The 24,251-nt window shown below is 52.3% G+C and carries 26 protein-coding genes and 1 riboswitch; of the genes, 1 reads left to right on the plus strand and 25 read right to left on the minus strand.

What is annotated here, in order from left to right:
- From ACI48K_RS19860 to ACI48K_RS19960, 21 genes are all read right to left on the minus strand, one after another.
- A partial coding sequence (locus ACI48K_RS19860) for a hypothetical protein (protein ID WP_475029367.1) occupies positions 1-803 on the minus strand: 803 nt, incomplete at its 3' end.
- A gap of 468 nt (positions 804-1,271) precedes the next feature.
- Entirely contained in the window at positions 1,272-2,621 is a 1,350-nt protein-coding gene (murA, locus tag ACI48K_RS19865) for a UDP-N-acetylglucosamine 1-carboxyvinyltransferase (RefSeq protein WP_475029430.1), read from the minus strand.
- A 281-nt stretch (positions 2,622-2,902) separates the two neighbouring features.
- Positions 2,903-3,154, minus strand: coding sequence for a DUF1146 family protein (locus tag ACI48K_RS19870; RefSeq protein WP_475029368.1), 252 nt, complete (start codon positions 3,152-3,154; stop codon positions 2,903-2,905).
- A gap of 339 nt (positions 3,155-3,493) precedes the next feature.
- Complete coding sequence (locus tag ACI48K_RS19875) at positions 3,494-3,907, minus strand: F0F1 ATP synthase subunit epsilon (RefSeq protein ID WP_475029369.1); 414 nt, start codon at positions 3,905-3,907, stop codon at positions 3,494-3,496.
- A gap of 60 nt (positions 3,908-3,967) precedes the next feature.
- Entirely contained in the window at positions 3,968-5,362 is a 1,395-nt protein-coding gene (gene atpD, locus ACI48K_RS19880) for a F0F1 ATP synthase subunit beta (protein WP_475029370.1), read from the minus strand.
- 111 nt (positions 5,363-5,473) lie between these two features.
- Positions 5,474-6,337 carry an ATP synthase F1 subunit gamma gene (gene atpG, locus ACI48K_RS19885; RefSeq protein ID WP_475029371.1) on the minus strand — a complete coding sequence of 288 codons (864 nt, stop codon included), beginning with the start codon at positions 6,335-6,337 and terminating at the stop codon, positions 5,474-5,476.
- A 305-nt stretch (positions 6,338-6,642) separates the two neighbouring features.
- Entirely contained in the window at positions 6,643-8,157 is a 1,515-nt protein-coding gene (atpA, locus tag ACI48K_RS19890; protein WP_475029372.1) for a F0F1 ATP synthase subunit alpha, read from the minus strand.
- Positions 8,158-8,172: 15 nt separating this feature from the next.
- Complete coding sequence (locus ACI48K_RS19895) at positions 8,173-8,721, minus strand: F0F1 ATP synthase subunit delta (RefSeq protein ID WP_475029373.1); 549 nt, start codon at positions 8,719-8,721, stop codon at positions 8,173-8,175.
- Positions 8,718-9,206: a F0F1 ATP synthase subunit B gene (atpF, locus tag ACI48K_RS19900; protein WP_475029374.1), complete on the minus strand. Its 489-nt coding sequence runs from the start codon at positions 9,204-9,206 to the stop codon at positions 8,718-8,720. The genes ACI48K_RS19895 and atpF overlap by 4 nt, the downstream gene beginning before the upstream one ends.
- A gap of 127 nt (positions 9,207-9,333) precedes the next feature.
- The gene (gene atpE, locus ACI48K_RS19905) at positions 9,334-9,558 is read right to left on the minus strand and encodes a F0F1 ATP synthase subunit C (RefSeq protein ID WP_475029375.1); all 225 of its coding nucleotides are present in this window, start codon (positions 9,556-9,558) and stop codon (positions 9,334-9,336) included.
- A gap of 120 nt (positions 9,559-9,678) precedes the next feature.
- The gene (gene atpB / locus ACI48K_RS19910; protein ID WP_475029431.1) at positions 9,679-10,515 is read right to left on the minus strand and encodes a F0F1 ATP synthase subunit A; all 837 of its coding nucleotides are present in this window, start codon (positions 10,513-10,515) and stop codon (positions 9,679-9,681) included.
- Positions 10,516-10,564: 49 nt separating this feature from the next.
- Positions 10,565-10,984: an ATP synthase subunit I gene (locus ACI48K_RS19915; protein ID WP_475029376.1), complete on the minus strand. Its 420-nt coding sequence runs from the start codon at positions 10,982-10,984 to the stop codon at positions 10,565-10,567.
- Positions 10,977-11,231 carry an AtpZ/AtpI family protein gene (locus ACI48K_RS19920; protein WP_475029377.1) on the minus strand — a complete coding sequence of 85 codons (255 nt, stop codon included), beginning with the start codon at positions 11,229-11,231 and terminating at the stop codon, positions 10,977-10,979. Before ACI48K_RS19920 ends, ACI48K_RS19915 begins: the two co-directional genes overlap by 8 nt.
- A 187-nt stretch (positions 11,232-11,418) precedes the next feature.
- Positions 11,419-12,579 (minus strand): non-hydrolyzing UDP-N-acetylglucosamine 2-epimerase, encoded by a 1,161-nt coding sequence (gene wecB, locus ACI48K_RS19925; protein WP_475029378.1) that lies wholly within the window; start codon positions 12,577-12,579, stop codon positions 11,419-11,421.
- A 51-nt stretch (positions 12,580-12,630) separates the two neighbouring features.
- Positions 12,631-13,260 carry a uracil phosphoribosyltransferase gene (upp, locus tag ACI48K_RS19930; RefSeq protein ID WP_475029379.1) on the minus strand — a complete coding sequence of 210 codons (630 nt, stop codon included), beginning with the start codon at positions 13,258-13,260 and terminating at the stop codon, positions 12,631-12,633.
- A gap of 242 nt (positions 13,261-13,502) precedes the next feature.
- Complete coding sequence (locus tag ACI48K_RS19935) at positions 13,503-14,750, minus strand: serine hydroxymethyltransferase (RefSeq protein WP_475029380.1); 1,248 nt, start codon at positions 14,748-14,750, stop codon at positions 13,503-13,505.
- Between the two features lie 42 nt (positions 14,751-14,792).
- Positions 14,793-15,377, minus strand: coding sequence for a TIGR01440 family protein (locus ACI48K_RS19940; protein ID WP_475029381.1), 585 nt, complete (start codon positions 15,375-15,377; stop codon positions 14,793-14,795).
- Between the two features lie 229 nt (positions 15,378-15,606).
- A riboswitch (ZMP/ZTP riboswitch) is annotated at positions 15,607-15,689 on the minus strand.
- A gap of 106 nt (positions 15,690-15,795) precedes the next feature.
- Positions 15,796-16,386, minus strand: coding sequence for a low molecular weight protein arginine phosphatase (locus tag ACI48K_RS19945; RefSeq protein ID WP_475029382.1), 591 nt, complete (start codon positions 16,384-16,386; stop codon positions 15,796-15,798).
- A 90-nt stretch (positions 16,387-16,476) separates the two neighbouring features.
- The gene (locus ACI48K_RS19950) at positions 16,477-17,037 is read right to left on the minus strand and encodes a manganese efflux pump MntP (protein WP_475029383.1); all 561 of its coding nucleotides are present in this window, start codon (positions 17,035-17,037) and stop codon (positions 16,477-16,479) included.
- 80 nt (positions 17,038-17,117) lie between these two features.
- Complete coding sequence (locus tag ACI48K_RS19955) at positions 17,118-17,990, minus strand: DUF72 domain-containing protein (RefSeq protein WP_475029384.1); 873 nt, start codon at positions 17,988-17,990, stop codon at positions 17,118-17,120.
- A gap of 20 nt (positions 17,991-18,010) precedes the next feature.
- Positions 18,011-19,204: an L-threonylcarbamoyladenylate synthase gene (locus ACI48K_RS19960; protein WP_475029385.1), complete on the minus strand. Its 1,194-nt coding sequence runs from the start codon at positions 19,202-19,204 to the stop codon at positions 18,011-18,013.
- Between the two features lie 631 nt (positions 19,205-19,835).
- Between ACI48K_RS19960 and ACI48K_RS19965 the strand changes: the two genes are divergently transcribed.
- Positions 19,836-20,261 carry a transposase gene (locus ACI48K_RS19965; protein ID WP_475029432.1) on the plus strand — a complete coding sequence of 142 codons (426 nt, stop codon included), beginning with the start codon at positions 19,836-19,838 and terminating at the stop codon, positions 20,259-20,261.
- Positions 20,262-20,665: 404 nt separating this feature from the next.
- On the opposite strand, the gene spoIIR is transcribed toward ACI48K_RS19965, so the two are convergent.
- From spoIIR to prmC, 4 genes are all read right to left on the minus strand, one after another.
- On the minus strand, positions 20,666-21,346 hold the full coding sequence (gene spoIIR / locus ACI48K_RS19970; RefSeq protein ID WP_475029386.1) for a stage II sporulation protein R: 681 nt from the start codon (positions 21,344-21,346) through the stop codon (positions 20,666-20,668).
- Between the two features lie 219 nt (positions 21,347-21,565).
- Positions 21,566-22,750 carry an FtsW/RodA/SpoVE family cell cycle protein gene (locus ACI48K_RS19975; RefSeq protein WP_475029387.1) on the minus strand — a complete coding sequence of 395 codons (1,185 nt, stop codon included), beginning with the start codon at positions 22,748-22,750 and terminating at the stop codon, positions 21,566-21,568.
- Between the two features lie 198 nt (positions 22,751-22,948).
- Positions 22,949-23,224 carry a hypothetical protein gene (locus ACI48K_RS19980; protein ID WP_475029388.1) on the minus strand — a complete coding sequence of 92 codons (276 nt, stop codon included), beginning with the start codon at positions 23,222-23,224 and terminating at the stop codon, positions 22,949-22,951.
- 127 nt (positions 23,225-23,351) lie between these two features.
- On the minus strand, positions 23,352-24,248 hold the full coding sequence (gene prmC / locus ACI48K_RS19985) for a peptide chain release factor N(5)-glutamine methyltransferase (protein WP_475029389.1): 897 nt from the start codon (positions 24,246-24,248) through the stop codon (positions 23,352-23,354).
- Between the last annotated feature and the right edge of the window lie 3 nt (positions 24,249-24,251).

The raw sequence follows: 24,251 nt of genomic DNA on the forward strand, positions 1-24,251 counted from the left end.
CCGCTGCGGAAGCGCGGCGCGCGTTGGCGGGGCCGCACGTCGACGCGGACGTGCGGCGCGTGGGGTGCGGCGCGGGCGGCGACGTGGAAAGCAATGGCCCGCGCATGGGGCGTGCCCGCCCCATGCGCCTCGTTCCTCTCTACCTTTTGCCCGTCTTCGCTAATCTGCTCACTTTTTTGTGCCGGGTGCGACACGCGGCGTTCTTCAAACCGCCTCTTCGGATCTGGAGCGGGATGTTCCATAATCCCATTCTTCGAATCGGGTACGCGCTGTATCTCAGCCTCGATCCACTGATCCGCTGCACGTTGTTTCCCAGTCTGCCGGATTTGATCCGTTACGCGCGCTTCTTCTCTCTTTTTCGCTTCCCATAAAGCATTGGTTTTATCGCTTTCCTTCACTTGTTCCGAAACGCTTGCTTTCCCGGGCTCGCCTTGCCGAGTCGTCCTACTCGTTTCCTTCCATTGCTCTTCTTGAACCTTCCCGAGCATAGCCCCCAGTTTCTGATCTGCTCTCGGCACAAGCCTTCCGGCATTCTCCGGCGTGACTGCTATTCTCTCCGGCTGGATATGAACTCTCTTGATGTCGTCACTGCCGGTTTTCTCCTTCTCAATCCTTTCGGACCTTATCGTTGCCGCTTTCCCGCTGTTTTGCGATTCATTCTCCTGTTGCTTTAACGGGATCACTTGATTTCGAGCCGTTTGGCTTTGAATCGCTCGGTTCTCCGGCATTCGCTGCTCCGGTTTGCCCCGACTTTCCGGGCGTGCGGCCATGTTTATTTTGAGTGAACCGGGTTGATTTGGCATGTTCTAGGCTACCTCCATCTCATTCGTGCTGCAGCAAATCCCTTATGATCATTTGGCGGCCGCATTAACCGATCCTATCGATTATACGGCTATATCGTTTGCTCGCTATACTTATAGATATGAGTTTCGCCGTTCTGCTAGAACCCGGTTCTTGCGGACATCAAAAGCCGGAGCCTTTGCGCAACCCGCCGCTCTCGATCCAACCGCATCCTTTCCCCTTGCTGGCTCTCTAGCATTTATTGGTTTGGAAAGCGCAGCCCCAGCCATATATCAGCTGCATCTAGTCATAGGCTTTCCGATGATCGCGTAACCTTGATGTAACGATGAAGATGGATAATACAGGCATGGGTACGCAAAATTCTTTGCTTCCGCTTGTCATTTAGTTTTCCGTAAACGCAAAAAAACCATGCTCTTTCAGCATGGTTTCTTCTTCCTTATTTTATGTTGCCTACAGGATAGTTAAATCAGTTAAGCCCAAGACGGCTGAATATTCAGCACGGGCCGTTCCTCTTTGACAGATACCGGAATTTTGCCGGCTTCCACGGAGGCCTCTTTTTCTTCCATGGAGATCCGCCAAATATCGGCTCCGAGGCCAGACAGCTTCTCGGCCAGATGTACGTAACCACGATCAATATGATGAGTGCCGCTCACTTCCGTTGTGCCATCGGCGGCCAGACCGGCGATAATCAGCGCAGCTCCCGCACGCAGGTCCGTTGCGCACACTTTCGCTCCGCTGAGTCGGGAGGCGCCCGTAACGATAGAACTCCGTCCTTCTACTTTGATTTCCGCGTTCATCAGACGGAATTGATCCACATGCATGAAACGATTCTCAAAAATGGTCTCCGTAACAACGCTTGTTCCTTCGGAGGTAAGGAGCAGCGCCATCATTTGCGACTGCATATCGGTAGGGAATCCCGGATAAGGGAGCGTTTTGACGTCGACGGCTTTTAATGGTTTATCGGCAATGACGCGAACGCCGTTTTCCTGTGCTTCCACGGTTACGCCCATTTCTTCCAATTTGGAAATGACCGGACCTAAATGGTCGGCGATAGCGCCTTCCACGAACACATTGCCGCGGGTCATGGCGGCCGCAATCATAAATGTTCCCGCTTCAATCCGATCCGGAATTACCGTGTGCTCAACGCCGTGCAGCTTCTCAACGCCTTCAATACGAATGACGCCCGTCCCTGCGCCGCGAACAACAGCGCCCATTCCGTTCAAGTAGTTGGCCAAATCAACGATTTCCGGCTCTCTGGCCGCATTTTCAATGATCGTCGTGCCTTCGGCCAGCGTAGCTGCCATCATGATGTTTTCCGTTGCGCCCACGCTTGCGACGTCCAGATATATTTTAGCCCCGCGCAGGCGGGTTTGTGTTTTCGCTTCAATAAAGCCTTGACCCAGGTTGATTTCCGCTCCCATGGCTTCAAAGCCTTTCAAATGCTGATCGATCGGTCTCGTTCCGATGGCGCAGCCACCAGGTAAAGAAATTCGAGTATATCCGGTCCGTGTCAACAATGGACCCATGACAAGAAAAGACGCCCGCATTTTCCGCACCCATTCGTACGGTGCCTCACAAGAAGCGATGTGTTCCGCATCAACCGTAATCACTTCCCGGTCATATGTAACTTTCGCTCCGAGTGATTCCAAAACTTTATTAATCGTCATTACATCGTCCAGGGGAGGCGCATCGCGAATGATGCTGACACCTTTCTCACCCAATAAAGACGCCGCAATGATCGGCAGCACTGAATTTTTTGCTCCGCTAACTTTTACGTTCCCGGTCAAAACATTGCCACCGCGGACGATAAATTTGCTCATCATGGTTCCCTCCGCGTTCATTTTCACTATTTTCCCATTTTGGAAAAACATATCCGGCTCATTCCCTAAATTTCATCATAGCATCGGTCATTTGAGGCAGACAAGGTTCTGATCCTGTCGAAAAGGCAAGGATTGACGAGAAAATCGTCTTATTGGCAAGCCCTGGTCATCGTAACGTGTCTATAATCCCTTATTCACCATTGTTGACACATTGAAATGATGTTATTCGACATTTTCTTTGAACTGTCCGCTAACAAATAACCCCTTACCCCCATGAAGCTTTAAAACATATACTTAAGCATTTGCGTGTAACTCAAGTAATCCATAATAAAAGCGGCGACGAAGTGCCCAAGTATCACGGCCAACAGCAGTTGAAGCAGCTTTCCCTGAGGCCCTCTGGGGTTGCGGATAATCAAATCCAGCTTCAGGTTCTGCAGCGCCCAAAAGGAAAGGGCAATGCAGAAAAGCGACACGAGAATAGCCGTCAGGCCACTCACGCCAACCGCTACCGGCACAGAATCGATCGGCTCCACTTGCAGCTTCCTCCCCATCACGTTCTATAATTTATGCCACTTGCCCCAAAACGGTTAATACCCTCTCAAATAAGCCCAATATCCATTATAAAGGACCTATTATTTTTATCGGTTAAATTCTTGTAAAATTCTAGACCTTATATATCATACTTGCCAGCGTGATAATAATCCAGTACTTCTTTCACTTGCAAAGGCTTCCAATTCAAACTATTGAAAAAAGGCATCTCTATTATGTTCTTCACAGGTTTTATTTTTCCTGCTTTAGGGCGTTAGCCCGTCAAAAAGGCCAAAATAAAAAACCGGACACCCTGTTCGTAGTGTCCGGCTTTAACGGCTGTTCTATTCCTTGGAGCGGCTGGATACATTGATCCGGGTAACCGCTCTTTGCAACGCAAGCTCTGCGCGACGATGATCGACCCGGTCTTGATTGCTGCGGGCTGCGAGTCTGCGTTCGGCACGCTCCCGGGCTGCAACCGCCCGTTCCACGTCGATCTCTCCCGGCAATTCTGCGCTTTCGGCCAGCACGATCACCTTACTGCCCTGCACTTCGATAAAACCGCCATGCACGGCGATATTGGTCGTCTTGCCGCCTTTTTTCACTACGATCGGAGCAACCTGAAGCGGGGTGACCAGCGGGACGTGGCCATGCAAAATGCCCATCTCCCCCTCCGCGCCGCGGACAATCAAGCTGTCCACTTCTTCGGAGAACACCACATGCTCCGGCGTAACGATTTCGAATAAAAAGGTGCTCAACTTCATCCCTCCAGTTCGTGGGACAGTTCATTTCTGAAGCATCCGCTAATTAAGATGCGATTACAGCGTCTTGGCTTTCTCCACAGCTTCTTCGATCGTACCGACGAAGAGGAAGGCCGCTTCCGGAAGATCATCGTGTTTGCCGTCCAGAATTTCCTTGAAGCTGCGTACGGTCTCGGAAATCGGCACGTATTTGCCCGGAATCCCCGTGAACTGTTCGGCTACGTTGAACGGCTGCGACAGGAAGCGTTCGATCTTCCGGGCGCGCGCCACGATCATCTTGTCGTCCTCGGACAATTCGTCCATACCGAGGATTGCGATGATATCTTGAAGCTCTTTGTAACGAGCCAAAAGTTGCTTAACGCCTTGAGCCACGTTATAGTGCTCTTCGCCAACGATTTCCGGAGTCAGAATCCGAGAGCTGGAAGCCAGCGGATCCACTGCAGGGAAAATCCCTTTTTCGGAAATTTTACGTTCCAGGTTAGTCGTTGCGTCAAGGTGAGCAAACGTCGTAGCCGGAGCCGGGTCAGTATAGTCATCGGCAGGCACGTAGATCGCTTGGATGGATGTAACGGAACCTTTTTTCGTCGAAGTAATCCGTTCCTGCAATTGACCCATTTCCGTAGCCAAGGTAGGTTGGTAACCTACGGCCGATGGCATCCGGCCGAGCAAGGCGGATACTTCGGAGCCCGCTTGCGTGAACCGGAAAATATTGTCGATAAAGAGCAGCACGTCGCGCCCTTGTTCGTCACGGAAATACTCGGCCATTGTCAGGCCGGTCAAGGCCACGCGAAGACGGGCACCTGGAGGTTCGTTCATTTGTCCGAACACCATGGCCGTTTTCTCGATAACGCCGGATTCCGTCATTTCCATGTACAAGTCGTTACCTTCGCGAGTCCGTTCGCCAACGCCGGCAAATACGGAGATACCGCCGTGTTCCTGCGCGATGTTGCGGATGAGCTCTTGAATCGTAACGGTTTTACCTACGCCTGCGCCGCCGAACAAGCCGATTTTACCGCCCTTGGCATAAGGGGCCAGCAAGTCGATAACCTTGATTCCGGTTTCCAGGATTTCCGATTGCGTGGACAATTGTTCGAAAGAAGGCGGTTCACGGTGGATCGGATTTCTGAGTTCAGTTCCCGCTTCGCCTTTGTTGTCGATCGTTTCGCCGAGTACGTTGAATACGCGGCTAAGCGTCGCTTCACCGACAGGAACGGAGATCGGCGCTCCCAAATCCAGAGCTTCCGTGCCGCGCACCAGGCCGTCCGTCGAGGACATGGCGATGCAGCGAACCAGGTTGTCGCCCAGATGATTGGATGCTTCCAGAATCAGGTCGTGCGATTGCCCTTCCCGCTTCTCAATTTTAATTGCGTTGAAGATTTCCGGCAGTTGTCCGCGTCCAAATTCGACGTCAACAACCGGACCCATTACGCTGACAACGCGTCCTTTGTTCATCTTTTGTTTCCCTCCTAAAAGTATTGCGGAGCGAAAAAACCTAAACCGCATTACCCGCAAACTATGTTCGTATCCGAGCTCAAATGATCTTGGCCGCTGACAGTTAAACTATCAGTTTTGCGCATTCGCGCCGGCGACAATTTCCGTGATTTCCTGGGTGATTGCCGCTTGACGAGCACGGTTGTAGGTCAAGGTCAGTTCATTAATCATTTTCGTAGCGTTTTTCGTCGCGCTGCCCATTGCCGTCATCTTGGCGCCGAGTTCACTGGCTTTTCCGTCCAGCAATGCGCTGAAGATCAATGTTTCCGCATATTTGGGCAAGAGCACTTCCAGCACGCCTTCCGCGGATGGCTCATATTCGTAGCTTGCTTTCACGCCTTCGGCTGATTCAACTTTTTCGAAAGGGAGCAAACGATCCACGGTTGGCAGTTGGGTGATCGCGTTGACGAACCGGTTATAACAGATATACACCTCGTCATATTGCTCATCTTCGAAGCTCTTCACCGCCGCATACGACAGCGATTTGATGTCCGCGAATTTTGGCGTATCGGACAGCTCGGTTACTTCTTCAACAATCGGCATATTCCGGCGTTTGAAATAATCCCGGCCCTTGCGCCCCATCACGAACAAGCCGTATTCCTCCGCAGAGGAATGATTGGCCCGGATGAGCTCCGACACTTTACGGAGAATATTGGCGTTATAGCCGCCAACGAGTCCGCCGTCAGAGGTGATCACAATATAAGCGGTCTTCTTCACCGGGCGCGATACGAGCATGGGATGGTTGATCCCCAGCGAGCCGGCCGCAATGCTGGTGACAACCTCTTTCAGCTTTTCGGCGTAAGGCCGCGAAGCTTGGGCTTTCTCCTGCGCTTTTCTTAGCTTGGCGGAAGCGACCATCTCCATTGCTTTGGTAATCTGACGGGTGTTTTGAATGCTCTTGATCTGACGCTTAATCTCGCGAATCCCTTTTGCCATGATTTCACCACCTTAAAACTTTGGCGGGGCCAAAGCTGCTTTAAATGAATCAGTTCGCTGCAATTTTGAAATGTTCTTATGATCGCTGTTGTTCTCAGATTTCTCGTATTAATAAATTTATCAAAGGTAGAAATCCGATCACAAAGGCGACCGCTTACGCTTCTTCAGAATCATTTCAAACTTTTGCTTAAAGATTCATTTGATCGAAATCCACTTTGGCATAGCCAAAGTTATTTTATAAAGCACACAGCCACAAACCGGCGTTTCGCTCGGGAGCCAAAGCCGGTTTATGCTCTGATTCTTGGTTAAGCCGTCGTTGCGAAGCCGCGTTTGAACTGCTCGATAACTTCTTTGAGCTTGTTTTCGTTGTCGGCGGTCAAATCCTTCGTGTCGCGGATCGATTGCAGCACTTCATCATGCTGGTTCGAAATGAACGACAGGAATTCCGATTCGAAGCGGCGAACGTCACCGAGCGGAATATCGTCAAGGTAACCTTTTACGGCCGTATACAAGCTGACAACTTGTTGTTCAACGGCAAGCGGTTGGTTCACGCCTTGCTTCAGGATTTCCATCATCCGGGAACCGCGTGTCAACCGAGCTTGCGTCGATTTATCCAGATCTGAACCGAATTGGGAGAACGCTTGAAGTTCGCGGTATTGGGCAAGATCCAGACGGAGCGTGCCGGCAACCTTCTTCATCGCTTTGATTTGAGCGGAGCCCCCTACCCGGGATACGGAGATACCGACGTTAATTGCCGGACGTTGACCGGAATAGAACAAGTCGGATTCCAGGAAGATCTGGCCGTCCGTAATCGAGATTACGTTGGTCGGGATATATGCCGATACGTCGGAAGCCTGCGTTTCGATGAACGGAAGCGCCGTAATCGATCCGCCGCCGAGTTCGTCGCTCAGCTTGGCCGCACGTTCCAAGAGACGGGAGTGAAGGTAGAATACATCACCAGGGAATGCTTCGCGGCCTGGAGGACGACGGAGCAGCAGGGACAATTCGCGGTAAGCGGCAGCTTGTTTGGACAAGTCGTCATAGATAATCAGGACGTGCTCGCCTTTGTACATGAAGTACTCTGCCATAGCTACGCCGGCATAAGGAGCGATGTACAGCAGCGGCGACGGTTCCGAAGCGGCAGCCGTAACGACGATGGTGTAATCAAGAGCACCGTGACGACGCAGGGTTTCAACTACGTTTACAACGGTGGATTGCTTTTGTCCGATAGCGACATAAATACATTTCACGCCGTTGCCTTTTTGGTTGATGATCGTGTCGATCGCAATCGCCGTTTTACCGGTTTGGCGGTCACCGATGACGAGCTCGCGTTGACCGCGGCCGATCGGAACCATCGAATCGATTGCCTTGATGCCAGTCTGCATCGGCTCATGAACCGATTTCCGTTCGATAACGCCTGGGGCGTTGTTTTCAACCGGGCGGAATTCCGTCGTTGCCACAGGACCTTTGCCGTCAACCGGCTGGCCGAGCGGATTCACGACGCGTCCGAGCAGGGCGTCGCCTACAGGCACTTGCATGATTTGTCCGGTGCGTTTAACTTGGTTGCCTTCGCGAATTTCGCTGTACGGGCCCAAGATAACGACACCGACATTGCTTTCTTCCAGATTGAGCGCAAGACCAAAAACGCCGTTTTCAAACTCAAGCAGTTCGTTTGCCATGGCGTTCTCAAGTCCGTGGACACGGGCGATACCGTCACCAACTTGAATAACGGTGCCGACTTCGGCCACTTCAATTTCCGATTTGTATTGTTCGATCTGACTTTTAATCAGTGTGCTGATCTCTTCAGGTCTGATACTCAAGTGTTTCACCCCTATCTACAGTGCTTGTCTTCGAAAAGACTTTTCAAGCCGATCCAACTTGCCGGCCAAGCTTCCATCGTACAAGGTATCGCCGATTCTGACTTTTACGCCGCCGAGCAAGGATTTGTCGATCACGTTTTCCACGCGAACCTTCTTGTTCACCAGCGCGCCGAATTCAGCGGCTACCTGTTCCTTTTCCGCATCGCTGAGCTCATATGTGGAATACACAATCGCATTTGCGATACCAAGCGCATCCCCGGAAATTTTCACATATCCGTCCAGCAGTTCCGGCAAAATATCGATTCTTCCCCGTTCGATCAACAGTTTGGTGAGCGAAACGACAGGTTTGGACAATTTGCCCTCTATTGCGCGGGAAATAACCTCCCATTTTTCGCCTTCGGAAATCTTCGGCGATGAAATGAAGTGGGCGATCTCATTCCCGTCCCGCAAAGCGGCTTCGAGGGTTTTCAGTTCGCTCTCCACTTCCAGCGTCCGGTCTTCCTGCGCCGCAATTTCATACAACGCTTTGGCGTACCGTTTGGCTGCTACGGTCTCGCGGCTCATGAGCGGCCACCGACCTCTTTAAGATACTGGTCGACCAGTTCGCCTTGCACCTTATCTTCGCTGACTTCTTTTTCGATCAGCTTGGAAGCGATCTTCACGGACACGGCGCCAACTTCGGTGCGAAGCTGCTCGACCGCCTTGTTCTTCTCGTTTTCGATATCGCGGACGGCTTCGTCTTTAAGACGTGTAGCTTCGTTTTTCGCCAGATCGATAATTTGGACAGCCTGTTTGCTGCTGGTTTGCTTGGACTGTTCAATAATATCGTAAGCTTCTTTGCGGGCTTGCTGCAAAGCTTGCTTTTGCTCATCCACGTATACACTTGCTTGTTCGCGGGTCTGCTTTGCTTCCTCTACTTGTTGAAGAACAAGCTGACGGCGTTTTTCCATAACGGAGAAAAGGGGACCGAAAGCATATTTGTTAAGCAAGAAATAGAGAATCAGAAACGCAATCAAAGCAACCACCAGGGATTCCCAGTTCAGTTCCAATCTCAGTCACTCCTTTCCGGTTCATCGGTTCATTCTGCTTCCATTCGAACACGAAGCGTTGGATTCAGGTAAAAAGGTATGGCTGGGTAGGCCGTGCCTTCCTCGCCATACCTCTCATTCTGTTCTCTTAAGCAGCAGTGTAGAAAATGAACGCAAGTACGACACCGATGATAGGAAGGGCTTCGACCAGACCGACACCGATAAACATCGTTGTTTGAAGTACGGATCTTGCTTCCGGTTGACGAGCGATACCTTCTACCGTTTTACTTACGATCAAGCCGTTACCGATACCTGCGCCAAGTGCGCCCAAGCCTACCGCGATTGCAGCGGCCAAATATGCCATTACTCCCATTTCAAAAATCCTCCTCAAAAAATGTGATTTTGTCGTAATATTTGCAAGCTAAGCATGACTGCCGATAGCAGCTTCATCCTTAACCTTAAAACCGAATTAATGCAAAATATGATGCTGAAATCAATGTTCCTCGTGATGCGTCTCAAGCGCTTGAGAAATGTATACGAAAGTCAGGATCGTAAACACGAACGCCTGAATAGAGCCGACGAAAATACTGAAACCCTGCCAAACCACTAGCCCTGCAGCGGAGAAAATATATCCCACAAACCCAAGAGCCGTCAGCTTCAGCAACACGGTTATCAATACTTCACCCGCAAAAATATTGCCGTAAAGCCGCATCCCGTGCGTCAGCAATTTTGAGAACTGTTCTATCAAGTTGATTGGAAAGAAAAACGGATATGGCTGAAAATAATGCTTGAAATAGTTTTTCGTATTACGCGTCATGCCCAGGAAGTGAACCATCAAGAAAACCATAATGGCCAGGCCCATGGATACACCGGCATCAGCGGTAGGCGATTTCCACCAAGCAACGCCAACTTCAATTTCTTCCTTATCTCCGCTAGCGGCTTGATCAGCCTCAAGCTTATCAAACTCCTGCGTAACCGAGATAATCGGCTTACCGAAAATATGAGCGTCATTCTTATCGTGGTAATCCGTAACAATCCCGAACGGCAAGCCAAGCATATTGCTCACAAAGATAAACATGATCAGCGTCATCCCAAGGGACAGGAACGGTCTTCCTTTTTCCATGTCCATATTGCTCGAGATGAGCCCCTTCACGAAATCAACGACCCATTCCATAAAATTCTGAAGCTTGCTCGGGTTCTCCACCGACAAGTTTCTTGTCGCCAAAAAAGCGATCAGGAACACGACGGTGCAGGAGACGACCAGCATCAGAATTACGGATAAATCGATGTGCAGGCCATACCATTCGATAATCGGTGACTTATGCACAATTCTCACCCCTTTCCCAGTCCAGAATTCTAATTTTGAATTGCTTTTCTTTTCAAGCCTTTCGATCTCGATCCATTTGATTCTGTTCTTTTATAGAAAAAATAATGCCTAATACAAGAAGCAGAAAATGAGCTAAGACCAGACTGGCCAGAACAGCAACTTCATCAAAATAATGCGGGAATTCGAGCGGTAAAATGATAGCCAGTACCGATGTCGCCAACCTGAAACCAAATCCGAGGCCAACTCCACCCCTGAGTTTCTTGCCTTCGCCAATCGCTGCCGCCGCTTCGCCGATCTTTCGAATCTTGTACGACATATACAGCACGTTGATACAACTGACGGCGGAACCCAAAATAAGGCCGTGGGCAATCGTCCGATGCGCGGGTAAAGCAACGGAGACAATCAGACAAAAAGCAGCCAGAGATATAACCACTCTGATTAACGCTATCCGAAATTTGGACAGTTCATTCATCGCTTTCCCTCATTATTTTTTTGATTACCTGGGCAGCCCCCAAAATTCCCGCGGCCATTCCGACAACAACGCCTATGGCCACTCCGACTCCCCGGTTTCCCCACTCGCCGCCGACCCAAGAACCGAGATAAAAACCGGCCATTGTGAACACAGCGAAATCAATGCCAATTACGCTTACCGTACTTGCCATTTTCCAAGCAGATTCAACCCGTTTTTCGGATTTTTCAGAATTTTCAGGTTTGTCCATTTTCTGTCCCACCCTCGGAATTCTAGTTCATTTTACTAATTCAAAATAAACTTTGTCAATTGAGTGAAACTTGTGCAAATGCCTGTCGGAAAGCATTTGAAACTTCATTTTCATTTTCATTTTTTTAAAACCTTAGAAAACCGTACAGTCTAACTGTATGCTGTACGATTTTCCTTAAAAACTTTGTTTAGTTTTCATTTGTGAACTTTCTGTGAAATTCCTCAGGACGATCTTTTATAATCCCGAAATGGTGATAAATCGCATTGACAATTCTCTCTGATGCCCGCCCATCTCCGTAAGGATTTGCCGCACGGCTCATTGAATTGTATACTTCCTGATCCGATAGCAACGCCTTTGTCCGCTCATACACCATCTCCTCATTTGTGCCGACAAGCTCGAGAGTACCTGCCTCGATTCCTTCCGGACGTTCCGTCGTATCCCGCAGTACCAGTACAGGAACACCAAAAGAAGGCGCTTCTTCCTGCAAACCGCCAGAGTCCGTTAATATGAGATGGGTATGCGGATAGAAATTATGCAGATCCACCACATCGAGAGGCTCAATAAGTTTAATACGAGGATGATTGCCCAAAGTTTCATAGGCCGGTTCCCTTACCGCCGGACTCGGATGAACCGGATAAACAATGGCCACGTCGTCGAACTCATCAGCGATTCTTCGAACGGCGCGGAATATGTTCATATGCGGCTCCCCTTGCGATTCGCGGCGGTGAGCTGTCATCAGAATAAGCCGTTTTCCATCGGCCCATTCCAGCACAGAATTGTTGTAATCAGACTTTACTGTATATTGAAACACATCTGTTACCGTGTTGCCTGTGACATATATAGCTGACTCCGGCTTATTCTCCTTCCGCAGATTCCCGGCGGACCAATCCGTCGGAGAAAAATGCAGGTCGGCAAGCACTCCGGTGAGCTGCCTGTTCATTTCTTCCGGATATGGAGATAACTTGTTCCAGGTGCGCAAACCGGCTTCGACATGCCCCACCTTGATCTGCTGCAAGAAAGCCGCATAGCTGGCCAGGAACGTGGTCAATGTATCCCCGTGAACAAGCACGATGTCCGGCTTCGCTTCGCAAAGCACCGATTCCAAGCCTTGAAGAACGCGAATGGTGATTTCGTTCAGGCTTTGATTGGGTTTCATGACATTCAGGTCGTAGTCCGGCGTAATCTTGAATACGTCCAGCACTTGATCCAACATCTCGCGATGCTGCGCCGTCACGCAAACGACCGATTCGATATAATCTCTGTGTTTCTGCAATTCCAGAATTAGAGGAGCCATTTTGATAGCTTCCGGTCTGACTCCAAAAATGGTCATTACCTTAATCTTAGACATAACGGTTTCCTTCCTTAAAATAGCATCTCGCTTTTAATAGATGGAGCCAGATTATTTCGTGCCATAGAGACGGTCGCCGGCATCGCCCAAGCCCGGTACGATATATCCGTGATCGTTCAAATGATCGTCCATGGCGGCTACATAAATGTCGACATCCGGATGAGCGTCGTGAACGGCTTTAACTCCTTCCGGAGCAGCGATCAGGTTCATCATTTTGATCTGCGTACAACCGCGTTTTTTCAGCGCATCAATCGCGGCGATAGCCGAACCCCCGGTAGCCAGCATCGGATCGATAACGATCAGTTCGCGCTCTTGTACGTCCGTCGGCAGTTTAATGTAATACTCCACGGGCATCAGCGTTTCCGGATCGCGAAAAAGACCGACATGGCCTACTTTTGCGGCAGGGAGCAGCTTAAGCACTCCATCGAGCATCCCAAGCCCGGCGCGAAGAATCGGAATAAGCCCAAGCATCCGTCCCGAAATCACTTGCGATTCGGCCTCTGCGACCGGCGTCTGCACCTTGATCGATTCGAGCGGAATATCTCTCGTAATTTCGTAGGCCATTAACGTTGCGACTTCATCCACCAATTCGCGGAAATCCTTCGTGTTCGTGCGCATGTCGCGGATAAAAGTCAGTTTGTGTTGGATCAAGGGGTGATCGCATACCACCAATTTTGCCATAGTTCGTACCTCCGATTAATGCTAAGTCTTTACTTGCGGGACGATTCCCATTCTTCGGACGTCCACAAATCTTGTTTATTATATCACTACGGTTCAGCATTTTCACCTTTGTCCAAACATGTTGAAAAGACGTCAAAAATGATTATATTTTTATCTAGCGCTTCTTTGGAATCGCTTACTTCTATGCTTAACAAATATGCCGGAAGCGGTAACTTCCGGCATAACAGGTTCAAACAAGATTATTAATATTTAAGAGTCGGATACAGCGGAAAGCGGTCTGTCAACGCGGAAACTTGTTTACGCGCTTTTTCCAGCACGCCTTCGTCCTTAGGAGATTTGAGCGTCGTCGCGATAATTTGGGCGATCTCCTTCATCGCTTCGGCATCCATCCCGCGTGAAGTCGCCGCCGGCGTTCCGATCCGAATGCCGCTTGTGACAAACGGACTGGTCGGGTCGAATGGAATGGCGTTCTTGTTGACCGTAATGCCGACGGAGTCCAGCACATGCTCGGCCTCTTTCCCGGTAATATTCAGGTTACGCGTATCGATGAGCATCAAGTGGTTATCCGTACCGCCGGAAACCAGGTTAAGCCCTTCGGCAACCAAAGTCTCGGCCAAGACTTGAGCGTTTTTCACTACGTTTTGCGCATATGTGTTGAAGGAAGGCTGCAGCGCTTCGCCCAAAGCAACCGCTTTGGAGGCGATAACATGCATCAGCGGTCCGCCTTGTGTTCCCGGGAACACGGCTTTGTCAATGGCCGCGGCCCAAGGCTGACGACACAATATCATCCCGCCGCGAGGTCCGCGCAGCGTTTTATGCGTTGTCGTCGTAACGAAATGAGCGTGAGGAACCGGACTTGGATGCAGGCCGGCGGCAACCAGACCCGCAATATGCGCCATATCGACCATAAACAGGGCGCCAACGTCGTTTGCGATCGCTCCCAGCTTTTCGAAATCGATGATCCGCGGATATGCGCTCGCTCCGGCGACAATCAACCGGGGGCGATGCTTAAACGCAGCTTTGCGGACTTCTTCGTAATCGATCAGGAATGTGTCTTCCTGAACGCCGTAGGCTACAAAATTATAGAACAAACCGGATGCGTTCACCGGGCTGCCATGGGTCAAGTGGCCGCCATGGGCCAAATTCATGCCGAGCACGGTATCGCCGGTCTTAAGCGCGGCCAGATAGACCGCAAGGTTCGCCTGCGCTCCGGAGTGAGGCTGAACGTTGGCGTGCTCGGCGCCAAACAATTCCTTGGCCCGGTCGCGGGCGATATCTTCTACGATATCGACATGTTCGCAGCCGCCATAATAGCGCTTGCCCGGATAACCTTCGGCATATTTGTTCGTCAGGACGGAACCCATCGCCTCCATAACCGCTTCGCTGACGATATTCTCGGAAGCGATCAGTTCAATATTGTTCCGCTGGCGTCCCAGCTCCAAATTCATGGCTTCCAGCACCGCCGGATCCTGTTTTCTCAATTGTTCCATCGTTCAACCATCCTCCCATTCATTATCTCGTTTGCAGATTGGTTACTTGCACGCCCCCGAATCCTGAACCTCCGGGAGCTTATAAACCGCCCGCTCCCCGCCAATGAGCTTCGGACGGGTCCAAGCCGCGGTGACACGGGCCTGGCCGACCGCTCTGACCGAAGGGCGGAACGGAACGGCGACGCGGCGCAAATGCATGCCGATCAGCGTCTCGCCGATATCAATTCCGGCGTGGGCCTCCAGGCTTTCCGCCAAACATGGCTCTTGCAGATTCCGATAAGCGACCGCCGCCATGGATCCCCCTGCTTTGGGTACGGGAACGGCGCCGACTTCAGTCAAGCCCATCCGTTCCAAAACCGCGCGTTCTACGACAAGCGAACGGTTTAAATGCTCGCAGCATTGGAACGCGACGTCAAAACCGTATTGGGTCCGAACTTGGTCGATCCCCGCATACAGTTCCGCGGCTATATTTTCCGCTCCGCCCGTGCCGATCCGTTGTCCCGCCACTTCGCTGGTGCTTGCTCCAACGACCAAAAGGCGGCCTGGGCCGAGATTCGCGGCGGCGGCCAATTCCTCAACGATTCCGGCTACCTGTTCCCGAATAATCCCGAGATCTTCCGTCTCCAACTTAAGAACCCCTTTCTGCCCGAAGAAATCGAACCCTTTTCGTCAAAGTCTGTCCTTATTATACCTAAAACAGCCGGCGAGCGTGACGATAACTTCGGGGACGGGACCCGCCTATATAAGTCCGAGCCAAAGAAATGCAATTGGGCAAAAAGCGAAATATTCCGGCAAAAGCCGGGAACAGGATAAAGACGACAAAGAAAAAAGAGCAGGACGCAACTTCATGCGTCTTGCTCTTTGCCCAGGCGACCGGCCGTATTATCCGATGCTCCATCGTGGTTTCATCCACTTTTGTCGCCAGTTACACCGGATCCAAGCTTTCATGATCTTAGAATAAAACATGAACGGAACAAAAGCAACTTAAATTTCAACCGCCGTTGTCTCGGAAACAAGCCGATAATTTAACGATTTTTCGAACTTATCAAGAATTGAAGAATCCTTCCCGCCCCAGCTTATCAAGCAGTTTATCGAGTGCCGCACGAATTTCCGCCGCGGTCCGGTCGTAATCCTCCCGCGAACCGCCAAAAGGATCGGAGATATCATAATTCGGCATCCGTTCGCTCAGTTGATTCAAGCGTCGGCGCCGGTCGTCCGGAAAGCTTTGGCCCATCGCCCTTCCGATCTCCAGATCGGCGATCAGCTGCTGCAGCTCCTCGCGCTCCGCCAATACGGCCCTGTCGTCCTCGACGTATTCTTTTAGGGTATATATTCTTTCCGCAGCCGCGGGGTAAGTATGAATGACTTGGCGTTTGTGCCCGTGCGTCAAGGTCAGGACCAGATCCGCCCATTCCGTCAAATCCGCGTGAAGCGGAGTCGAAATGAATCTTTCTCTGATTCCTTGGTCCTTGAGGACGGCTTCCGCATGCCGGGACATGGACGCCCCTGACAAGGCAGACACTCCCGCGGAACGCACCTCAATGTCAATTCCCCGTTCGCGCGCCAGCTTGCGCAATAGCCCCTCCGCCATCGGACTGCGGCATGTATTTCCTGTGCACACAAACAAAACTCGCATGCTGTTTCACCTCCACGCCGGATATTAGGCAGCAAAACAAATGGAACAAGGGAAACTATACTTACAATGTGACTTTATATCATTATTGTATCAAAAGATAAACAACAGTCCAAACGTCAGCAGAATCGCTCCTCCCGCCGCCTCGCCGTATTCGCCCAGGGTCCGGCCCATTCCCCTGCCCATCGCCAGCCCCATCACCGACATCAATCCGCCGAAAAAGCCGAAAGCCAATACGGTCAGCAGTAAATCCCCCCGAAACATCCCCAGCGACACGCCAACGGAGAAAGAGTCGATGCTCACGCTTAACGCAAACAATATGATGCCGATAAAAGAGTGGTAATTCACCGGTTTAACGCCGCTTCCTTTGATCGACCCGGCAATCATATGGGCTCCCAGGAGAAGCAGCAAACCGCCGGAAACATATTTGGCCAAGTGACCAAGCAGTACTCCTACATACTGGCCCGCATAGATTCCAAGCAGCGGCATCAGCACGTGAAAAAGGGAGACCGCCGCTCCGATCCGAATCGCATCGCGCCGCAGAACTCCCCTCATTCCTACGCCGATCCCCAAGGAGAACGCGTCCATTCCCAGCGCGATCGCCATCAAAACGATCGTCATTAATTCTCCCAGCCACTCATAAGCCGTCATCATAACGCCAATCCTCCATGTCCGAGTCTTTGTACAACCATATGCCGGAAGACAAAACTTCATGACTTCGGGGGACGGACGCCTTATTCTATTCTACTCTGGCTTTCTCCAAAAAGATCCAGCTGCTTCGGCGGCAATTCGGCCGATTTCAAACCCAGGAGCTCCATCATTTCCTTGGCGTTGCCGGCCGCGTCTCCGCCGGAGTTATTATTGAAAATGACGCAAAGTTCCCGCGTCCCTTTGGAATGAAGCAGGATCAGCTTATCCCGCCATTCCAGCAGCTCGTCTCGGCTGTAGCGGTAAAGCGTGCGGATTTCGCGCCAGTTCGGCGCTCCGCTTTGGCTCCAGCCTCCGGCATTCCGGCCGTGCATGCGAACGATCGTTAACGCTTCGTCCGTCGGTTCAAGCACCGTCGGAACCGAGGCCAGCCCAACTTGAGGCTCATCGCACACAATATGAATCCAGCCTTCTTCCCGCATGAACTCAAGCGTCCGTTCCCGGGTCTCCGGAGCGAACCAGCTTTGATGGCGAAATTCCAGCGCCAGCGGCAAGCCGTTCATCCATTTGCGGATCGCACGCAGCTGACGAACATGATCCGGGATGCAATCGAACCAGGGCGGGAACTGAAACATGACGGCCTTCAAACGGCCCGATTCCACAACGGGACGAATCGAGTCCAGATAAGCCTGGAACATTTCGCCCGGACCGGAGAAAGGCGTCTTCCCCCGGGCATGACCGGTCATCCCTTGATACGCTTTTATAATGAACGCAAAATCCGGCGGCGTCTCCGCCAGCCAGCGTCGATAGATGTCTTCCTTCAACACGGCATAAAAGGAACTGTCCACTTCCACCACGGGAAAATGCCGGGCGTAGAGGGCCAGCTTACTTTTGGCCGACGTTCCTTTGGGGTACAGATCGTCATGATCCCCCCAGCCGCTAAGTCCGACGGCGATCATATCCTCCCCCCTTTCATGGGTCAATCCGCGTCAATGACCTGGTGTCCCGCCGCTTTGAGCAGGCGGTTCATTACGGCCTGGCCGAGGCCCTCTTCGGGGCAGGACTCGGCCAGAATGAAGGTGACGCCGCTGTCGTCGAAGCGGCGGAGCGCGGCGTAAAGGCGGTGCGCCGCCGCCGCAAGCTCGCTTTCGCTGCCGAGCGAAAGCACGAGGTCCGCGCGGTAGTGCGGGAGATGCTCGTCGAAGGCGAGCACGCCCGTCTTCTCCCCGCGCGCGGACGCCGCGTCAAGCTCGGCCTGAATGCGGGCCGCTACCTTGTCCCAGGCGGCCCCGCGCACGATGCGCAAATCGCCCTGCGGCGCGTAATGCGTATATTTCATGCCCGGCGAGCGCGGCGCCGGGATGTCGGCTGCGCGCTCGCCGTCCGCTTTGCGGAGGGCGGCGTCCAGCCGCACGCCCGCGCGCGCCACGCGGGCGAGTTGCTCGGCCGTGATCCCGCCGGGGCGGAGCACGGTGACCACGCCGTCCCGGCCGACTTCCACGACCGTCGACTCCACGCCCACGCCCGTGGGCCCGCCGTCGACGATGCCGTCAATGCGGCCGGTCAAATCCTCGCCCACGTGGCTCGCCAGCGTAGGGCTCGGCCGCCCCGACCGGTTGGCGCTGGGCGCCGCCACCGGGCATCCCGCTGCGGCGATGAGCCGCAGCGCCACGTCGTGGGCCGGCATGCGCACGGCCACGGTGGACAGGCCCGCCGTCACGCGGGGCGAGACGGCGCCGGGCGCCGACGGCAGGACCAGCGTCAGCGGCCCGGGCCAAAACGCTTCCATGAGCTTCCGCTCGGTCTCGTTCACTTCCGTAACGAGTCCTTCCAATTGGCTCATGTCCGCAATATGCACGATCAGCGGATTGTCCGACGGCCGCCCTTTGGCGGCGAAAATCGCTTCCACCGCTGCCGTGTTCCGGGCATCCGCCCCGAGACCGTACACCGTCTCGGTCGGAAAAGCCACAGTGCCGCCGCCCGCCAAAATACGGGCGGCTTCGGCCAACTCACGATCATGGCCGCCGGCGCCGGTCAAATCCCACCGGCGCGTCTCCCGGGCTTCCGCCCCGGGCGTCGCCGCACCTAAGGAGCCAAATTTCCCGTTTTCGCCGTGATGCGTTATCCCGTTCACTCTATCATTTTCAACTTGTTCGTTATTCATGTGAGTCATCCCAAACTTTCACTTTGTAGTCTACAAGTCCAACATTCTTATCTATTATAACCGATCCCGGCAAGTTAACCGACCCATTAGGAAGCGAAAGCACGCGGCGAGGACAAAAAATGCCCTCCCGAACAGTCGGGCGGACATTGAAGAGAACATGGTCATTCGGGAGCATGGTCACGGGGGCAGGATAGTCACAGGAGGCATAGTCACATCGGGAGATTGCTCCGGGTTCGAACCCTTGGCTCTTTGAACCCCAAGTACTGTGCACCATGTCCTTTGTTTAGTTGCACAAGTTGCAGTTATTTTCATAGGTTATTTCATATTTCCCCTAAATAATTGCATAAACTGCAATTAAAATCCCCAAAATCGGAGAATTGAGCTCATAATAGCTAAATTAACTGCTACAAATATAGGCCCGTTGATTAGCCAAAAAAAGGTAGGAAAAAGAACGCCGATTCGAAACTAGCAAACAGTTACAAGCCAAGCTACAGTGTCTGAGTCCAATTCCTGCAAAAATACAGGTTTTTTCAGTGAAATGTGCCGATTTGATAGAAAAGCCTGCCAAAGTGCAGGAATTTAGCGGGTACAGACATCTATGCAAACGATTAAGGCGTGAAAAGATGCACTTTTGCAGGAATTGCAGTCCTATCGGCGTTGTGAGAAGAAAAAGATGTATTTTTGCAGTTTTTTAGTAACTTCCAGCTCTCCCCGTCTTTCAAGTCTTCTAGGAACTACGCGATCGAGGCAAGGTGAACAGGTTCAACGCCTGGAGATGATTTACAAGACCCGATGGCAAATTGAAGATCTTGTTCGCTGGATCAAACAGCATCTGAATGTCACTAAACTGTTTGGGACAACGCCTAATGCGATGCACGGCCAGTTGTATACGGCGTTGCTTATCTATGTGTTACTTAAGTTTTGGTTTGAACAGGGAAACTCATGCGTCCACGTTTCCGCTCCGTTATCGTTTGCCCAATTCGACCGCCTATTTAAGGTGCAGGAATTACCTGTTGAGTGGAAAGCGTATTTGTTGAACGCAATCTCATTCCCTAATATCGGTTAATCAACAGGCCTGCAACAAATACAACTATTCACGGAGAATGGACTCATGCCGCATTAATTAACTGCAGTAAATACAACTAACTGATAAGCAGGACTAACGAAAACGTATCTGCAGAAGATAAACATGCCGAAACAAGGGCTGCTTGGCGAGGCTATTCAGTGTTCTATTCAGTGTTCTATTCAGTACTCTGTTCGGCTCGTTGTGCTACTCAGTAACCTGTTCGGTGGCTACTCGGAGCGCTATTCAGTACTTTGTTCAGTACTTTGTTCAGTACTTTGTTCAGTTCTCCATTCAGCGCTCTACTAAGTTCCCCGCTAAGTGCTCTGTTCAGTGCTCCGCCTGGTCTGCTGTTCGGAAGTTCTGTTCAGTGCTCTGCTCTATTCACCCTCAGGTGCTCCCAACACTTAAGCAAACCATCCCGAAATCCAATCCCACAGCCGGACCAGCATGTCCCAAATAAAGAATCTGACCTCCGTTTTTTCCGGACTTGCCTGGACGGCGCCGGATTCCTTATCTGAGCCGTCGGCGCTGGCAGAGGCTGTTTTTACCACCGCACCGTTCTGGGCAACCGCGTCGCCGCTGCCGGCGTCGACGAAACATAACGGCGGAAACAGCACGCACCACCAGTTCTTCCCCTTGCCTTCGCCGAGCGTTACGCGAAGCGCTTCATAGTTGCCCGCGGGATATACCGCTCCGCCGTACATCTTCGTCGGAAAAGGAACTACGCCAAGTTCCACTTTATACCCGTAGCTTTTTCCGCTCTCCTTCAACGTCTCTGCCACTTGCGCCTCTACCGCTCCCAAGTTCTCGCGGATGACGTTTCTCGCCTCTTCAAGGCTTTGCGGATTATCAAGCTGGCTTACCCAGCTGTTCATTTGTTTGACAACCGCGTCGCGAACGCGGCGTTTTACCGCCTGATCGGCGACTCCGTCGGAGTTCGCCAGAATGCGCAGCCGGATGGAATCCTTCGGGATCACCCCGCTGCTGCCGGATGCCGAAGCGGTATCAATCATTTGTCCTTCCCAGGACATGAGCAAGATCAAAAAACAAAAAAAGATAAGTGCCATACGCCGATTCGACTTCATCGCCTGCGCTCTCCCCTCGCAAATCTCGGATGTCTATCAGTATGTCCCGCCGGGAGAGTTGTAAACCTATTAATCTTTGAAATCTATGAAAATTAAAAATATGTTGAACCAAGGTTCGGACGTGGAGGTCAGCCGCGTGACTTGTTTTTCCGCCTCCAAGGGCGGCCGCTGCCGTTTTTCAGGAAATATCCCTCACTCTCGCCCAACACTTCAGTCTAATTAGTTTTTCAGCGTGCTATAACGGGGTGAGGCCACATTTTTCTCCTCTTCCGTTTCATGCCCGTGAATGCGGATGCTCATGGCCACGCCGATACTGATCATATTGATAAGCAACGAGGTACCTCCGTAGCTGATGAAGGGCAATGTGATCCCGGTAAGCGGCATAAGCCCGATGAACATGCCGACGTTTTCAAATATTTGATAGAGCAGCATCGCGACGATGCCGACGATCAAATACGGCCCGCTTCGCTCACGGCATTCCAGCGAAACGAGGATCAGCCGATGGATCAGCACAAAATAAAGCAGCAGCAGCGCCGAACTCCCGATAAACCCGAACTCTTCGGCAATCACGACGAAAATCGAATCGGAATACGTATACGGAACCCGCTCCGATTGCACGAGCGCTCCTTTCATGTAGCCTTCCCCGGTCATCCCGCCGGAAGCGATCGCAAGCTTGGCGTTTCTCGTATGGTAAGCCGCGTCGTCGCTGGCTTTCTCCGGCATCAGCCACGGATCGATCCGGTTGATCCAGTGCTCCCGACCGATCTCCACGAAAAAGGCCTGAATCTGATCGTGATATGCCTTATAGGCGCTGATTCCCCCAAAAACGGAACCGGCGAAAATGACGACAGCGATGAGCGCGTGCATGTACTTCAGGTTCCCGATCCAGAGCATCGCGGCAAGGATAATGATGTAGCTGAGCGCGTTGCCAAGGTCGTTTTGCGCCATAACGGCGACGAAAGGGATGAACGTAAGCAAGCAGATCGGCAAAACATCCCGCCAGAACAACAGCCGGGGCTTACGCTTGCGGATCAGCAAAAAGGCCAGGAAAATAACCAGCATCAGCTTGAAAAATTCCGCCGGCTGAAAGCTTTGGTTAATCACAGGGATCGTCATCCATCCCGTGGCGTTATGATACGTATTGCCGACGAACATAACCAAGACGAGCAGCATAAAACCAAACAGATATAAATAAGTCGCATGTTTGACGATAAGCCGGTAATCGAATAGGGAAACCGCAAAAAACGCGACAAACCCCAGCGCATAATTGGCGAGCATCCTGAGATGATCTCCCCTGAACTCCGTATTCCTAGTAGCGCTGTACAATACCACGATACTGATGACCATAAGCAGCAGCAGGATAAACACGATCGCGTAGTCGATTTTTTTGAGTTTGCTCAGCACGGTAATCCTCTTTTCCTGAATGGTTGGAGCCAATTTCTATTCCATTTTCCTTTAATTATACTTTAAAAAGCGGCAAATCGAAATCGAAAGACCAATTTCCAGGACTTGCTTCCATATATGGATTCATAGCAAAAAAAGAGCCCTGACCTTAGAAAGTCAGCGCTCGTCTTGCCTCTCGAAGCCGAAACCCGCAAAAAATCAGATGTTCGTCGTAAACGTCAGGGTACCCGTGGCATTCTGCAGTGCGAAAATACCAATCGTTTGAATCGCGGAAATGCCTACCGCAAAGGTAGTTCCCGACGGAACCGTCACCGTGAAAGGCGGTGCGTTATATCGGGTTATGCGCAGCTCCACATTGCCCGTAGTGCTGGCAACGGTCGCAATTCCGACGGCTCCCGGCGGATCGGCTTCGACAAAATAGCCTTGGCCCACACCCGCCGCTTGAGTATAAGGAAACGTCAATGTTATTGCCATGACTGAAATCTCCTCCCTTTTGTTAATACTATAATCTATGAGGCTGAACCTTCTTGGACAGCGACATATGATAGAGGAGATTCATCCATTTTTAGATTCGTCCGGGCCAATAACGAAAGCAGGCGGATTAAAATACCGGTTCTTCGCCGATGCCGATGACGTGCCGGTCGATCCCGGCGTAGTCCGGTATCGTGATAATCCGCGACCAGTATCCCGCGGCGCGAAGCATTCCTGCCACATCGCCGGCTTGTCCCATCCCCAGCTCGAAGCCGATCAGACGGGGCGGCTTCGGGAGCAGCGCGAGCTGCGCCATCATGGCCCGGTAGGGCGCGAGCCCGTCCGGGCCGCCGTCCAGCGCGCCGCGCGGCTCGTGATCGCGCACCTCCGGCTGAAGGCGCGCGATCTCCTCCGCCGGAATGTACGGCGGATTCGAAATCACGATGTCCAGCGGATCGCCGGCAAAAGGCTCAAGCAGGTTCCCCTGCTTGAACGCAACGTCAAGGCCGAGCCGCCGGACATTCGCGCCCGCCACCGCCAGCGCTTCCGGCGAGATATCGCTCGCCGCGATGCGCCACGACGGGCGCAAATGGGCCAGCGCGGCGGCGATGGCGCCGCTGCCGGTCCCGATGTCGGCGGCAAGCGGCGCTCCGCCGGGCCACAGCAAATCGCCCCAGTTAGCGATTTGCTCAACGAGCAGCTCCGTTTCAGGACGGGGGATCAGCACCGCCGGCGTGACCTGAAAGGTCAAGCCGTAAAATTCCTGTTCCCCGGTGATATACTGCGCCGGCTCGCCCGCCGCTTTGCGGCGGATGGCTTCTTCCCAAGCGGCCATCCGGTCCGCCGGGAAGGGATCGCGCAGCGCCGCCAAATACGCGGCGCCCGAAACCCCCAACACGTGGCGGATCAGCAGCTCCGCATTCGAATCCGGCTCGCTCACGCCCGCGGCGGCTAAAAAAGAAGAAGCCTCTTTGCGGGCTTCCCAAATGGTCAACGTTCCGGATAACCGGTATCCTTCACTGTTCAAAAT

This window comes from Paenibacillus terrisolis (assembly GCF_056171975.1).

What these genes read in the sequence shown, in the direction of transcription:
- ACI48K_RS19920 (WP_475029377.1), bottom strand. Translation starts at nt 11,231, where the DNA reads ATGGACAAACCTGAAAATTCTGAAAAATCCGAAAAACGGGTTGAATCT.
- atpE (WP_475029375.1), bottom strand. Translation starts at nt 9,558, where the DNA reads ATGGGAGTAATGGCATATTTGGCCGCTGCAATCGCGGTAGGCTTGGGC.
- ACI48K_RS19945 (WP_475029382.1), bottom strand. Translation starts at nt 16,386, where the DNA reads ATGCGAGTTTTGTTTGTGTGCACAGGAAATACATGCCGCAGTCCGATG.
- ACI48K_RS19915 (WP_475029376.1), bottom strand. Translation starts at nt 10,984, where the DNA reads ATGAATGAACTGTCCAAATTTCGGATAGCGTTAATCAGAGTGGTTATA.
- ACI48K_RS19895 (WP_475029373.1), bottom strand. Translation starts at nt 8,721, where the DNA reads ATGAGCCGCGAGACCGTAGCAGCCAAACGGTACGCCAAAGCGTTGTAT.
- ACI48K_RS19960 (WP_475029385.1), bottom strand. Translation starts at nt 19,204, where the DNA reads ATGACTCACATGAATAACGAACAAGTTGAAAATGATAGAGTGAACGGG.
- wecB (WP_475029378.1), bottom strand. Translation starts at nt 12,579, where the DNA reads ATGTCTAAGATTAAGGTAATGACCATTTTTGGAGTCAGACCGGAAGCT.
- ACI48K_RS19955 (WP_475029384.1), bottom strand. Translation starts at nt 17,990, where the DNA reads ATGATCGCCGTCGGACTTAGCGGCTGGGGGGATCATGACGATCTGTAC.
- spoIIR (WP_475029386.1), bottom strand. Translation starts at nt 21,346, where the DNA reads ATGAAGTCGAATCGGCGTATGGCACTTATCTTTTTTTGTTTTTTGATC.
- murA (WP_475029430.1), bottom strand. Translation starts at nt 2,621, where the DNA reads ATGAGCAAATTTATCGTCCGCGGTGGCAATGTTTTGACCGGGAACGTA.
- ACI48K_RS19935 (WP_475029380.1), bottom strand. Translation starts at nt 14,750, where the DNA reads ATGGAACAATTGAGAAAACAGGATCCGGCGGTGCTGGAAGCCATGAAT.
- atpD (WP_475029370.1), bottom strand. Translation starts at nt 5,362, where the DNA reads ATGAACAAAGGACGCGTTGTCAGCGTAATGGGTCCGGTTGTTGACGTC.
- ACI48K_RS19950 (WP_475029383.1), bottom strand. Translation starts at nt 17,037, where the DNA reads ATGATGACGGCTTATGAGTGGCTGGGAGAATTAATGACGATCGTTTTG.
- ACI48K_RS19980 (WP_475029388.1), bottom strand. Translation starts at nt 23,224, where the DNA reads ATGGCAATAACATTGACGTTTCCTTATACTCAAGCGGCGGGTGTGGGC.
- atpG (WP_475029371.1), bottom strand. Translation starts at nt 6,337, where the DNA reads ATGGCAAAAGGGATTCGCGAGATTAAGCGTCAGATCAAGAGCATTCAA.
- upp (WP_475029379.1), bottom strand. Translation starts at nt 13,260, where the DNA reads ATGGCAAAATTGGTGGTATGCGATCACCCCTTGATCCAACACAAACTG.